At 53.4% G+C, this 14,052-nt stretch carries 10 protein-coding genes; 8 read left to right on the top strand and 2 right to left on the bottom strand.

Annotation, left to right across the window (positions count from 1 at the left end; all coding sequences use genetic code 11):
• Nucleotides 1-69 precede the first annotated feature (69 nt).
• The 5 genes from pilB to AB1598_10065 all read left to right on the top strand — a co-directional run bounded on the left by pilB (nucleotide 70) and on the right by AB1598_10065 (nucleotide 7,414).
• Complete coding sequence (gene pilB, locus AB1598_10045; protein ID MEW6145347.1) at nucleotides 70-1,824, top strand: type IV-A pilus assembly ATPase PilB; 1,755 nt, start codon at nucleotides 70-72, stop codon at nucleotides 1,822-1,824.
• 15 nt (nucleotides 1,825-1,839) lie between these two features.
• Nucleotides 1,840-2,943, top strand: a complete 1,104-nt coding sequence (locus AB1598_10050; protein ID MEW6145348.1) for a type IV pilus twitching motility protein PilT — start codon at nucleotides 1,840-1,842, stop codon at nucleotides 2,941-2,943.
• A gap of 63 nt (nucleotides 2,944-3,006) precedes the next feature.
• Nucleotides 3,007-4,221 carry a type II secretion system F family protein gene (locus tag AB1598_10055; GenBank protein MEW6145349.1) on the top strand — a complete coding sequence of 405 codons (1,215 nt, stop codon included), beginning with the start codon at nucleotides 3,007-3,009 and terminating at the stop codon, nucleotides 4,219-4,221.
• A gap of 113 nt (nucleotides 4,222-4,334) precedes the next feature.
• The gene (locus AB1598_10060) at nucleotides 4,335-5,975 is read left to right on the top strand and encodes an ATP-binding protein (GenBank protein MEW6145350.1); all 1,641 of its coding nucleotides are present in this window, start codon (nucleotides 4,335-4,337) and stop codon (nucleotides 5,973-5,975) included.
• A gap of 20 nt (nucleotides 5,976-5,995) precedes the next feature.
• Nucleotides 5,996-7,414 (top strand): sigma-54 dependent transcriptional regulator, encoded by a 1,419-nt coding sequence (locus AB1598_10065; GenBank protein MEW6145351.1) that lies wholly within the window; start codon nucleotides 5,996-5,998, stop codon nucleotides 7,412-7,414.
• Nucleotides 7,415-7,450: 36 nt separating this feature from the next.
• Here AB1598_10065 and AB1598_10070 read toward each other — a convergent pair whose 3' ends face one another.
• Together AB1598_10070 and miaB are read right to left on the bottom strand one after the other, a co-directional pair.
• Nucleotides 7,451-7,927, bottom strand: coding sequence for a bifunctional nuclease family protein (locus AB1598_10070; GenBank protein ID MEW6145352.1), 477 nt, complete (start codon nucleotides 7,925-7,927; stop codon nucleotides 7,451-7,453).
• Between the two features lie 18 nt (nucleotides 7,928-7,945).
• Nucleotides 7,946-9,253, bottom strand: a complete 1,308-nt coding sequence (gene miaB, locus AB1598_10075) for a tRNA (N6-isopentenyl adenosine(37)-C2)-methylthiotransferase MiaB (protein ID MEW6145353.1) — start codon at nucleotides 9,251-9,253, stop codon at nucleotides 7,946-7,948.
• A gap of 195 nt (nucleotides 9,254-9,448) precedes the next feature.
• On the opposite strand from miaB, the gene AB1598_10080 reads away from it, so the two are divergent.
• The 3 genes from AB1598_10080 to AB1598_10090 all read left to right on the top strand — a co-directional run bounded on the left by AB1598_10080 (nucleotide 9,449) and on the right by AB1598_10090 (nucleotide 13,990).
• A complete protein-coding gene (locus AB1598_10080) occupies nucleotides 9,449-10,789 on the top strand; it encodes an MFS transporter (GenBank protein MEW6145354.1) in 1,341 nt (446 codons plus the stop codon).
• A 444-nt stretch (nucleotides 10,790-11,233) separates the two neighbouring features.
• On the top strand, nucleotides 11,234-12,544 hold the full coding sequence (locus AB1598_10085) for an ammonium transporter (GenBank protein MEW6145355.1): 1,311 nt from the start codon (nucleotides 11,234-11,236) through the stop codon (nucleotides 12,542-12,544).
• Between the two features lie 108 nt (nucleotides 12,545-12,652).
• A complete protein-coding gene (locus AB1598_10090) occupies nucleotides 12,653-13,990 on the top strand; it encodes an outer membrane beta-barrel protein (protein ID MEW6145356.1) in 1,338 nt (445 codons plus the stop codon).
• The last annotated feature ends 62 nt before the right edge of the window (nucleotides 13,991-14,052 follow it).

Consider the following 14,052-nt stretch of genomic DNA (forward strand, 5'->3'; position numbering starts at 1 on the left):
GAATCGATCAATCCGCGCGGCGGCCGTAAACCGTAACTTAATTATGAACCGGGTGAAAACAAGATTGAAATGAAAGAGCAACGAGTCAGCGCACAGATGGGCGATATCCTGATCAAGGAGGATGTAATAAACCTTGACCAGCTTAAAACGGCCATACAGGAGCAGAAGGAAACGGGGAAAAGGCTCGGGGAGACCCTGCTAAATCTAGGATACATCGACGAACACCAGCTCGTCGCTTATCTAAGCAAGCAGTACGGAGTCCCGGCGATCAATCTGGATCAGTTCGATATATCGATGGACGTTCTCAAAACCGTTTCCAGAGAATCCGCAATAAAACATAAGCTCATCCCGATAAACAGATCAGGCTCAACTCTTGTCGTCGCCATGTCGGACCCCTCCAACATCTTCGCCGTCGATGACCTCAAGTTCGCGACCGGCCATAACATCGAAGTGGTCGTGACTTCGGAACGTTCGATAAGAAACGCGATCGAGAGGTTCTACGGCTCCCAGCAGGAATGGGAGGACGCAAGGAAGGCGCAGGAAAGCACTGCCGCCGTCGACAAGCTCATGGGCGACCTCGACGATTTCCTCATCGAGATAAGCGGCGAAGAAAATATAGACCTCAACGACCTGGAAAAAGCCTCCGAAGAAGCGCCCGTGATCAAGCTCGTGAACCATCTGCTCATGGATTCTATCAGAAAAGGGGCGAGCGACATACACATCGAGCCTTACGAAAAATCTCTCAGGGTCAGGTACAGGATAGACGGGGTGCTCTACGATGTAATGCATCCGCCAGTGAAGCTAAAGAACGCGGTGACTTCGAGAGTGAAGGTAATGTCGAACCTCGACATTGCCGAGAGGAGGCTCCCGCAGGACGGCCGAATCAAGGTGAAGATGGCCCAGAACAGGACGATGGAATATCGTGTTTCCGTGGTTCCAACCCTGTTCGGAGAAAAAGTCGTCATGAGGATACTCGACAAGGAATCGCTTCAGCTGGACCTGACCAAGCTCGGATTTTATGAGGACCAGCTCGAGGTCTTCAGGAGGTCTATATATCAACCCTTCGGAATGGTGCTCATCACGGGACCGACGGGCAGCGGTAAAACGACGACACTGTATTCGAGTCTAATGGATCTGAACCGTATTGACGTAAACATCTCGACTGCCGAAGACCCGGTGGAATACAGCCTTCCGGGTGTAAACCAGGTGCAGGTGCACGAGGAGATCGGGCTGACATTCGCTTCCTGTCTCAGGTCTTTTTTACGGCAGGACCCGGACATCATCCTCGTCGGCGAGATCAGGGACTACGAAACGGCCGAGATAGCGATCAAGTCTGCGCTCACGGGACACCTCGTCCTTTCGACGCTCCATACGAACGACGCCCCGTCTACGATAACGAGGCTGCTCAATATGGGCGTTGAGCCGTTCCTCGTAACGGCGTCCCTGAACGCCATTGTCGCTCAGCGACTTGTGAGGGTTGTCTGTCCCGAATGCAAGAAAGAGACGGAGGTCGCTCCCCAGGTGCTTATAGACCTCGGGGTCTCCCCTAAAGAAGTCGCTGATTATATAGTTTATAAAGGGAGCGGCGAAGGCTGCAAGACGTGCTCCGGGACGGGCTACAAGGGCAGGCTCGCCGTATTCGAAGTCATGGAACTGACGGATGAGCTCAAGGAATTCATACTGAGCGGCGCCTCGTCGCTCGAAATAAAGAGGGAAGCGATCAGGCAGGGCATGAGGACGCTCAGACAGAGCGCTCTACAGAAGCTGAAGCAGGGTGTAACCTCCATAGAAGAAGTCGTGAGGAACACCGCAGCCGACGATTAGCGCGTGGAGGACAGAGTGGCTATAGCGATAGACAAGCTTTTAAAACTCATGGTGGAGAACGGAGCGTCGGACCTGCACATCACCGCAGGCGTGCCGCCGATGCTCAGGATCGACGGAAAGCTGGTTCCGGTAAAGCACCCCCCGCTTACCCCTCCCGATACGAAAGACATCTGCTACAGCGTGCTCACCGACATGCAGAAGCACAGGTTTGAAGAAAACTGGGAGCTCGATTTCTCTTTCGGAATGGAGAATCTAGGCCGGTTCCGCGGTAATGTCTTTACGCAGAGGGGCGCTGTTGCGGGCGCATTCAGACTCCTGCCATTCGTGCTGAAAAGTTACCAGGAGCTGGGGCTCCCCCCGGTGCTCGCCGACCTCGCAAGGAAGCCGAGGGGCCTGATCGTGATCACAGGGCCTACGGGCTCGGGTAAGACCACGACGCTGGCGAGCGTCGTCGATCAGGTAAATAAGGAGCGTCACGAGCATATAGTTACGATCGAGGACCCTATAGAGTATGTTTTCGAGCACAAGAACTGTATAGTTAACCAGAGGGAGGTAGGGAGCGATACCAAGAGTTTCGCAAACGCCCTTAAAAGCGTGTTGAGGGAAGACCCGGACGTCGTACTCATAGGTGAAATGAGGGACCTGGAAACTATAAAGATAGCGCTCACCCTGTCCGAGACCGGTCACCTTACTCTCGCCACGCTCCATACGAACACGGCCGTGCAGACCATAAACCGAATCATAGACGTTTTCCCTCCGCACGAGCAGTCGCAGGTGAGGGCTCAGCTCTCGTTCGTCCTGGAAGGCATACTATGCCAGACGCTTATCCCGAAGATAGGCGGCGGGCGCGTCCTTGCAGTCGAGGTGCTCGTGCCCAACCCCGCTATAAGGAACCTTATCAGAGAAGATAAAGTGCATCAGATCTATTCGCAGCAGCAGATCGGACAGGAGAAGTGGAAGATGCAGACCCTCAACCAGAGCTTGGCTGACCTGTACCTTAGGAAACTCATCAGCTATGACGATGCAATAGGGAAATCCCAGGAGCCCGAGGAAATAAAACGGATGATAAGCGAACGCTCTGCGCCCGAGGGTACGAAAGAACGGATGATAAGGCAATAAGTATCCGAGGTGCGGAATGAATATATATGAAAATGTTTTGATGAAGAGAGAGAGGGAAGTCTGATGCCTGTATTCGTGTGGGAAGGAAGGCTGGCGGGCACAATCAAGAAGGGCGAGATGGACGCCCCCAGCAAATCTGCGGTTCTGGCCCGTCTCAGGCAGATGCAGATACAGCCTATACCGAACCGGATCAAGGAGAAGGGCAAGCTCTTCGGTCTGGACCTCTCCTTCGGCTCGGTGTCGACGAGGGACCTCGTAGTTTTCACGAGACAGCTCTCGACGATGATAGACGCTGGTCTTCCGCTGGTGAGGGGTCTCGATATCATCGCGTCCCAGCACCCGAATCAGAAATTCAAACAGATCATTATCAGGGTCAAAGAGGACGTCGAGGCCGGCTCCACGTTCGCCGAAGCTCTGGGAAAGCACCCGAAGGTGTTCAGCAACCTCTATACCCAGCTCATTAAAGCGGGAGAGACGGGCGGCGTGCTCGACGTGATCCTGCAGAGGCTCGCCAACTATCTCGAAAAAATGGATTCGATTAAAAGAAAAATCAAGGGTGCGATGATCTACCCCTCGATAGTCATCAGTGTAGCCGTGCTCGTCCTTGCGATAGTAATTATATTCGTCGTTCCCGTATTCGCCGAGATGTTCAAGGACATGGGGACGACTCTGCCCGGGTTAACGCAGCTCGTAGTGGATATCAGCTTTTTTACGAGGCACAACATTCTATATATATTGATAGCGATTGCAGCCATTGTTTTCCTTATAGGATTCAGCTACAACAGATCGTTCAGGGTGAGAAGGCTCTTCGATGCATTCCTGCTCAGGCTTTGGCTTGTGGGGCCGCTCCTGCTGAAGACTGTCATCGCCAGGTTCTGCCGGACGCTTGCCACGCTCACGGCGGGCGGTATAGCGATATTGGACGGTCTCGAAATTACGGCAAAGGCCTCGGGCAACATGATAACCGAGGAAGCCATCCTCGAAGCCAGAAAGGGGGTCAGCGAGGGGCAGACGCTAGCGGAGCCGCTTGCGGTGAGGCCGAAGCTCTTCCCGCCGATGGTCGTTCAGATGATCTCGGTCGGCGAGCAGACAGGCGCACTCGAGGACATGCTGAATAAGATCGCCGACTTCTATGAAGAAGAGGTCGATATAGCGGTCGCATCGCTTCTCTCGGCTCTGGAGCCCCTCATGATAACGGTCCTGGGGGCCACAGTCGGTGTCATAGTCGTCTCGATGTACCTTCCGATGTTCAAGCTCGTGGCGACTATGGCGAATTAACGCCCTGACTGAATATCGGCGCTCAAGTTTCCTATATCCTTGTCAATTCGTTGATAGACCGGTGTTCATTGGTATTGCCACAATCGAACTGGAGGTATAGTCTTAAAGCGGATATGAAAGTCCTGCAGAGCCCCGACGGAGGGCTTAAGAGCTCGGTAGTACTAAGGGTCGTCATCACGACCGTGCTGCTCGGGTCGGGAGCCGTGATTTACTACGGGAGAGGCGCGAGAAAGGAGGCCTTTTATCTCGCAGTCATCGTAGCCTTAATCTATTTCCTGAGCCTCGTTTCCCTCCTCCTTCAGTCTTTGTTTCAGCGGCACCCCAGGATCTTTAAGATTTCTCAGCTCGTCTTCGACCTGGCCCTGGCTTCGACAGTCATCTTCGTGACGGGCGGTAAATCGAGCCCTTTCATTTTCCTCTATGTACTCATAATCATTTATTCGAGCATAGTGCTCACAAAGGTGGCGAGCTACGTTACGGCCCTAGTTTCGGGGCTTGTCTATGTCCTGATCGTATTCTACCAGATCAGGATCGAGGTGCCGCTTGAGCCCGGCCAGAGCATCTGGAGCTCTGTCTCCCTGTGGGGGGAGATAGGGCTCGTTTCCACTTACTTCCACCTGACCGGATTCCTGCTCGTCGCCATCCTGTCGGGTTATCTTTCGGAGAGGTTCCGTGCGGCCGGGAGGGAGCTCGGCGAGAGCGAAAGAAGCCTGCGGATACTCCAGAACCTGCACGAGAATATTATTCAGAGCCTCACGAGCGGCGTGATCACCCTAAATCTCGACGGCAGGATCATTTCTGCTAACAAGGCGGGTCTAGATATCCTGGGTATAAACGGCGAGGATAAGATCCTGGGCAAGGACCTGAGTCAGTTCATGACGGGACTCCATCTCGATGACCTGGTCTCGAAGAAGAGGGAGCAGATGCTGTATACGTCGCCCGACGGGAGAATGGTTACACTCGGCTTCTCCTCCTCCGAGCTCAGGGATACGGAAGAAAAAGCGCAGGGGTATATAATCATATTCCAGGACCTGACCGAGGTGAAGGAGCTCGAAGACCGCCTGAGGACGTCGGAGAAAATGGCGCTCCTCGGTCAGCTCGCGGCGGGTCTCGCCCACGAGCTGAGGAACCCGCTATCGGCTATAAGCGGCGCGGTCGAGATACTAAGCAGCGACGTCAAACCCACTGAAGAGAACCTGAGGCTCGTACGCATGGCTTCTCAGGAGGTGGAGAGGCTCAATCTGCTCGTGGAAGATTTTCTCATACTCACCATGCCGATACAGAAGCTGACTACGCTCGTAGACCTCGGACGTATTATCGCCGACACGGTCGAGTCGTTCGCGAAAACAATAAGACGCGGCAACATAGAGATAGTGAACCAGGTCGAAAAGGGGATATATGTCCAGGCGGATTCATACCGGCTGAAGCAGGCGGTGTGGAATCTCCTCCTCAATTCCGTGGACGCCATGCCTATCGGCGGCCTTATAATAATTAAATCGAAGACCGGGGAAAACAGCGTGGTTATAGAAATATCGGACGAGGGCAAGGGGATCGACGAGAATTTTATCTCGAGGATATTCGAACCGTTTTTTACGACCAAGGAAGTGGGCACGGGGCTCGGCCTTGCAATTGTACAAAAGGTTATAGAAGGTTATAATGGAAACATCAATGTGGTGAGTTCGCGGGGCAACGGGGCGACATTCGTTATCACATTGCCGAGGTTTAAAGAGGTGCCTGCCGATGTCATACATTGAATCCCGCCCGGAGGTATTGAATGGGACAAAATGACAGCAACATTCTGGTCGTAGACGACGAGCCGGGTATGAGGGAGTTCCTGGAGATCATGCTCCAGAAGGACGGTTATAACGTCGAGACCGCAGCCGACGGCTCCGAAGCAATAGACAAGATCGAGGAGAAGCTTTTCGACCTTGCCATTGTCGACATCCAGATGCCTGTGCTGAACGGGATCGAGGTGCTCAAGAAGTTCAACGAAAAGAGCCCGGACACCACGGTAATAATGATTACCGCGTACGCATCGCACGAAACGGCGATAGAGGCGATGAAGCTGGGCGCGTACGACTATATCACCAAGCCCTTCAAAATAGATGAGATCAAGCTCGTGATAAAGAAGGCGCTCGAAAAGAAGAAGCTCGAGCGCGAGAACACAAGGCTGAGGAAGGAGCTCGAGACACAGTACGGCTTCGGAAACATCATAGGCAGGAGCCCGTCCATCGTAAAAGTCTTCGAGCTCATTAAGAGGGTCTCCGAGCTCAATGTGAACGTGCTTATCACCGGCGAGAGCGGTACGGGAAAGGAGCTCGTGGCGAGGGCGATACATTACAGCGGCACGAGACACGATAAACCGTTCGTCCCGGTAAACTGCGGGGCCATTCCCGAAACGCTTATGGAGAGCGAGCTCTTCGGTTATAAGAAAGGCGCCTTCACAGGCGCGATGAGGGATAAGCGCGGACTCTTCGAAGAAGCGGACGGGGGTACCATTTTCCTCGACGAAATCGGGGACCTGCCGCTCCACCTCCAGGTAAAGCTACTGAGGGTGCTCGAGGAGAAGAAGATAAGGCCCTTAGGCGGCACTGAAGCCGTGAACGTCGACGTCAGGGTCATTGCCGCGACAAACAAGAAGCTCGAGGACGAAGTCGCAAGCGGCAGGTTCAGGGAAGACCTCTTCTATCGTCTTAACGTTATAAAGATCGTGCTGCCCCCGCTGAGAGAAAGGAAGATAGACGTATCTCCGCTCGCCATCCATTTTATCAACAGGTATTCGGTCGAGATGGGGAAGGACATACGGGGGATATCGCCTAAGGCGCTCGAGATACTGGAGAACTATCATTACCCGGGCAACGTGAGGGAGCTCGAGAATATAGTCGCGCGGTGCGTGGCGCTCGAGTCCTCAAACGTCATACGCCAGGAGACGCTGCCTCAGCTCGTCACCGGAAGGGACTATCTCGACCTCGACACGAGCTTCGCCTCGAACTCGAGCCTCGACACGCTCCTCGGGGACGTGGAGAAAAAGATGATAGAGAAGGCGCTCAGGACGACTAACGGGAATAAGACCGAAGCCGCGAGGCTCTTGGGCATAACGCTCCGTTCGCTAAGGTACAGGCTCGCCAAGCACGAGCTCGACGACGGGAACGGGGATGACCTTGAGGATATGGACGAGGCGGGGGAGCTTTGAGTCCGAATCCTAAACGTCACTCACGGTAAATCAGGACTACATCTTATACTTCCCGAAATCTCCTTCGGGTATCTTGTCCAGGAGCTCGGCTAATTTATCTTTATCTTCGTCTATCTCTATCTTCTTCGATTTTTCGATGACCTCTTCGTTTACGTATATAGGGGAGTCCGTCCTGAGGGCTATGGCTATAGCGTCGCTCGGTCTCGAATCGAGAGAGTATTCTTCGCTATCCCTCTTGAGGTAGATGCGTGCGTAGAAGGTATCGTCGCGGAGATCTGTGACCTCTATCTTGGTCACTATGAATTTCAGCTTCTCGAGGAGGTTCCTGACCAGGTCGTGTGTGATAGGCCTCAGCCTGGGTGTTTTCTCGAGCTCCATTGCAATCGAGCTCGCTTCCATGAACCCGATCCATATAGGAAGGGTCTTATCGTTTGCGCTGTCCTTCAATATTACGATCGGGGTGTTCGTAAACGGGTCGAGCGCTATCCCTGACACTTTCATCAGAAGAAACATAGGTCACCTCCCATTTAATTATACAGACAGTTCGCCGCGAAGGGAATTAAACAGCCCTTCCGTGATCCTGACCCTGAGTATTTTCCCGGAAAGCACGCTGCTCCCCTTAAAGTGGGTGATTCTGTTGTGACTAGTCCTGCCTGTAAGAAACTCCGGATCGCTCTTGCTCGCCCCCTCCGCGAGCACTTCTTCGATCTGTCCGACCCTCTCCCGGTTTTTCCTCGACGTAACTTCACGCTGGAACGCCTGAAGGAGGGAGAGCCTCCTGTCGGCGGTATCCATATCCACAGTTTCATCTGCCGGGCAAGCGGCCGCCTGAGTGCCGGGGCGAGGGGAGAATTTAAATGAGAACGCGCTGTCGAACTCTATCTCTTCGAGTAAAGACATCGTGTCCATGAAGTCCTGCTCTGTTTCCCCGGGATACCCGACTATTATGTCCGTGGACAGAGCCATGTCGGGCACGGCGTCCTTCAGTCTCTTAACGGTGTCCGAATACCATTCCCTCGTATACGTCCTCTTCATCTTTCCGAGTACCTCGTTAGAGCCGGACTGGACAGGCAGGTGGATGTGGCGGCAAATTTTAGGCACGTCCCTCACGGCTTCGATCATCCTCGCCGTGATGTCCCTCGGGTAGGAAGTCGTGAACCTTATCCTTTCGAGGCCCTCCACGTCGGCCGCGGCCCTGAGGAGGTCACCGAACTTATATCCGTTCTCCTTCCATGAATTGACTGTCTGGCCTATGAACGTGACCTCGCGCACGCCCTTGCCGACGAGGTTCCTCGTTTCTCTCAATATGTCAGCGAGCGGTCTGTTGACTTCGTTTCCCCTTACGTAGGGTACTATGCAGTATGAGCACCTCTTGTTGCATCCCTGCTGGACCGATACGAACGCGGTGACCTTCCCTTCGGCGTGATAGGGCTCGATATCGAAGAGCTCCTGAACGTTGTAAGAGGTTTCCACCGAGCGCCGCTTTTCGTTTTCTATCTTTTTAATCAGCTCGGGCAGTTTGGGGATAGCCCTCGGCCCCAGCACGAAATCGAGGTGCGGCATTCTGTGAAGGAGCTTGTCTCCGTAGAGCTGCGCGACGCAACCCGAGATGCCTACTATGAGATCGGGATTGTTCGACTTCAAATGTTTATACTTACCGAGACTGCTGAACGCCTTCTGGTCGGCCTTATCCCTAATGGCGCATGTATTGATGATGATAATGTCGGCTTTTTCCGGGTTGTCGGTCGTCTCGGCACCAAGCGCGTTTCGAATCCTGTCGGAATCGTACTCGTTCATCTGACAGCCGTAGGTCTCTATGTATAAATGCTTATTGCTCATGTAATTAACAATGTAACGCTCACGCCGGGCTTAGTCAAGAAAAAATCCGGGGTGAAAATACGCGTAAGATGCAGTAAATTTTATATTTAGGGGCCACGACGCGGCCGATTTTACCTGATTGACATAGACAGGGAAATTTAGTAGGATGGAGGAAAGTTGCGCGGGCAACTAGACTGGGGGCAAGGAGAATGAAGAATGAACGGCGGCACTGCTGACAGCGCTAACGCACGGCACGGGCTCTTCGCCTGGACGAGGGTGATAACCCCCGATCAGTGGAGGGCGTTTCTCGCGGCATTCCTGGGATGGACCTTAGACGCGATGGATTTGCTTCTCTTCGCATTCGCCGTGGGGTCTATAGGAAAGGTGTTTAACCTGTCCGAAGCCTGGGTCGGCGCGCTGTTCTCGGTCACACTGTTTTCATCCGCGTTCGGCGGTGCTCTCTTCGGCATAGTGTCCGATTACATCGGGCGGGTGAGAGCCCTTACCTATACGATAATAGTGTATTCCGCGTTCACCGGCCTGAGCGCCTTTTCACCCAACATCGTGTTCCTCCTCGCCTGCCGTCTCATCCTCGGGCTCGGAATGGGCGGTGAGTGGGCATCGGGCGAGGTGCTTGTCGCTGAGAAATGGCCGAAAGAGCACAGGGGAAAGGTCATCGGCATGGTCCAGAGCGGCTGGGGGATAGGCTACATACTCGCGGCGATACTGGCCACGCTCATCATCCCGTTTTTTAAAGCCGGTCAGACATATACAATACCTCTCCTTAATATTAGTCTCGACGGGCTCGACCTTGGATGGAGGGTGCTGTTCTTCGTGGGTGTAGCGCCCGCCTTTCTGGTTTTCTATATCAGGAAACACCTCGATGAGCCTGAGGTCTGGAAGAAAACGAGCGAGCTCAGAAAGGAAGGCAAGCTGAGTGAAAAGGGTCATGGCTTCACCCTCGGACAGATATTCGGGGCAGATCTAATAAGATATACGATCACCGCCTCCCTGCTTACGAGCCTGTGCATGATAGCCTACTGGGGGTTATATTTCTGGCTTCCCCAGTTTCTCGCGAGCGACAAGGGCGTGGGTTTGAATACGAAGGGCTTTATCTGGATCATACCAATTAATATAGGGGCGTTCATCGGGTGTAATACATTCGGCTTTATAAGCGACAAGTTCGGGCGCAGACCCGTTTTCGTAGGGTATCTCCTAGTTATGGCCGTTTTGGTATGGTTTTTCGGTCACGCAACCACTTTGAGGGAGGTCCTCATATTGGGGCCCTTTATCGGGTTTTTCGGCACGGGTTTTTATTCCGGCTTCGGAGCTATTTTCTCCGAGATTTTCCCGACAAGGGCTAGAGGTACGGCCCAGGGGTTTTGCTATAACGTCGGAAGGGGTGTGTCTGCCGTCGCCCCTCCTCTTATTGGATTCCTCGTGGACAAGTACGGATTTGCCGTCGGGCTTACGACGGTTTCGGTTTTTGCGGTTGCGGCCGCTGTGGTGGTTCTGACTCTCCCCGAAACGAAGGGCAAGGCGCTGGATATAGAATAAAAATCGTACCCGGTATAACCATGCCATCCCCTGTTCACTCCTCCGTCTTCAGGAGCCTCGCCTAATCGCAATCATTTTTGCCTGATTTCGCACATGCACGAAAATCAAACCTGTGTGCTTAATAACTAAGCAATAAACATACTGCAAACGGTTCTCCCGGCCTGCCAGCTGCGACAATTATAATTCAATGATTATAAGCTGTAAGAGCCGTATTTACTTCTGTAATTTCTTCTGAATTCGCATGGCATATCTCTTGCACCTTAATCCCGCCAAGATCTCGTTTCAGATCGTTTCCAAAGGAGGATTTAAGATATGGAATGGCTTGATCGCGGATTGAAGGGAATAAGAAGGTATGCGGGTTTGATGCTTCTTCCGGCCCTGCTGGTTCTGGGGTCGTCACTGTCTTACGCTCAGGAAGATGCCGGGCCGACCGTGGCTGACACAATGTTTACCGTCAACAACATATGGATGCTTATCGCTGCGTTCCTCGTATTTATCATGCATCTGGGTTTTGCAACGGTTGAATCCGGACTTACCCGGGCGAAAAACACAACGAATATTTTATTCAAGAATACTGCGGTTCCGGCGATAGGTCTGCTCACGTATGCGATCGTGGGCTTCAACCTGATGTACCCGGGAACTTTTTCGATGGGGGAATATTTCGGATTTTCGGGTTTTGGTTTAACAATGCCCGAAGGGGCCGCGGGGTTAATCGGATATGCAGATGGTCACTATACCTATTGGACCGACTTCATCTTCCAGGCGATGTTCGCCGCGACTTGCGCGACGATCGTATCCGGAGCTGTCGCGGAGAGGATAAAGCTCGCGAGCTTCCTCGTATTCACGGTATTCTTCGTTTCGTTTGTATATACGATAGCGGGCTCATGGAAGTGGGGCGGCGGCTGGCTCAACACCATGGGTTTTTACGACTTTGCAGGTTCGACGCTCGTGCACAGCGTAGGCGGGTGGGGGGCTTTGATCGGCGCTATAATTCTCGGCCCGCGAATCGGAAAATATACCAAGGAAGGAGTGAAGCCGATCCCCGGTCACAGTATGCCGCTTGCTACGATCGGCGTGTTCATGCTGTGGCTCGGCTGGTTCGGGTTTAACGGCGGGTCCGTGCTTTCTGCGGATGCCGGTCCGGTCTCCCTTGTATTCGTAACGACCTCGCTTGCAGCCGCTGCAGGTATTATCGGAGCCATGATCGTTTCGTGGATAGTATTCAAGAAGCCCGACCTTTCGATGATGCTGAACGGGTGTCTTGCCGGCCTTGTAGGCATAACTGCCGGAGCAGACGTCACTACACCCTTGACTTCCGTCATCATAGGTGCGGTGGCGGGGTGCATAGTTGTCATGTCCGTAATAATCATTGACAAGGTAATCAAGGTGGACGATCCGGTGGGAGCCGTCTCCGTACACCTCGTATGCGGTATCTGGGGAACGTTGGCAGTCGGTATATTCAGCACTAATCCGGAGCACAGCTTCATTACGCAGCTCATCGGAGTCGCCGCTTACGGGATATTCACCGTCGTTTGTTCGCTCATTCTCTTCTTGGTCATAAAGGTCACGATGGGGCTCCGTGTATCCGCGGAAGAGGAAATGGCCGGACTTGACATAGGCGAGCACGGAATGACCGCATACCCCGATTTTCAGCAGGTGGCTGAGGCCGGAGGCTCCACGATGTATATGTCGACAGCCGAGCCCTCGGAAAAAGGCGGGTCTAAAGTGTTTAAGGAAAGCGAGCAGAAGTCTTGAATGCAGCATGAAAGCAGAGATAAGAGGCGAGGCCTTCCGGTCTCCGGCGGGTCTCGCTACGAAACGAAACAAGGTGTAAAAACTAATTTAAAGGAGGATAGGTCAGAAATGAAAAAGTTAACTCTCATGATTCTGATGTTAACTCTTTTGTTGCCGGTCGGTTCGCTTCCTTCATTCGCCCAGAGCACGGAGCAGGAGATCCAGGAGCTCAAGCAGATGATTGAGCAGAACAGCAAGCAGAACGAAGAGCTGATGAGGAGGATAGAGCAGCTCGAATCCGAGAAGGCCTCTACTCAGATGAAGATGGACAAGTTCATATCGGAGCAGGAAGACAAGGACCTGAAATACGACGGCCTCTTGACTTTCTTCGACGCCATCGACCTCGGGTTCTATGTCGACACGACTTATCAGTACGTATTTAACCGCGGTCTCACGGACAGCCTGCAGCTGAGGGCGCTGTATCCCGACAACCAGCAGTTCGCGCTGAACGCAGCCACGCTCACTCTCTCCAAGACGCCGTCGATGGAGGGCGGGTTGATGAACCTGCTAGGTTTCAGGGCGGACATACTCTTCGGTGAGCAGGCCACGGAGCTGGGCGGGGAAGGTTTCGACAGCGACGTCGTAGACCCTTACCAGGCGTACCTCCAGGTATTGGCCCCTGTAGGGAACGGCATCAATATATTCGCGGGCCGCTTTGTGACTCTCGCAGGATACGAAGTAATCGAGGCCTGGAAAGACCCGAACATCACCCGATCGATTTTGTTCGGGTTCGCGATTCCGTTCACCCATACCGGTATAAGGACGAATTACACGGCAGGGCCGATAACGCTCACGGCAGGTCTTAACAACGGTTGGGACCAGGTCGAGGAGCTGAACGATTCCCCGACGATAGAGAGCCAGATAGCATACAGCTACGCGGGGACTACGATATCGAGCGCCTGGCTTGGCGTGACCGGTTACTTCGGCGAAGAGCCGAGCGGACTCGGGTTCGGTGGACAGGGGTGGCGCGAGCTTATAACCGCGGTCGGCACGATAACGTTCGTGGAGAAGCTTACGTTCATAGTGGATGCCGACTTCGGCTGGCAGCAGGACGTAGTGTTCGACGAGCTAGGCAGCGAAGAGAACGTATCCTGGTGGGGTATAGCGGGATACATCGTTGTCGATCCGCATCCGGCGGTCAGACTCGCGCTCAGGGGCGAATACTTCGACGACCCCGAGGGATACAGGACCGGTCTTAACCAGAAGCTCTTCGAGTTTACGCCGACTCTGATATTAAAGCCTTTCAAGGGTCTAATTGCGGGTAACAAATTCCTCGATAACTTCGAGGCCCGTGCCGAGTTCAGATGGGACCATTCGGACGAGAATTTCTTCATCACCAAAGACGACGGTTTCAAGAAGGACCAGTACGGTGTGATGGGACAGCTGCTTTACTGGATACAGTTGTAAATGATTTGATTTAGAGTACTCATCTCTCCATATCTCCTTTGTGTGGGCGGGGGGAGAACAGC

Source organism: Thermodesulfobacteriota bacterium (assembly GCA_040754335.1).
In the GTDB taxonomy this organism is placed as follows: domain Bacteria; phylum Desulfobacterota_D; class UBA1144; order Nemesobacterales; family UBA2774; genus 2-12-FULL-53-21.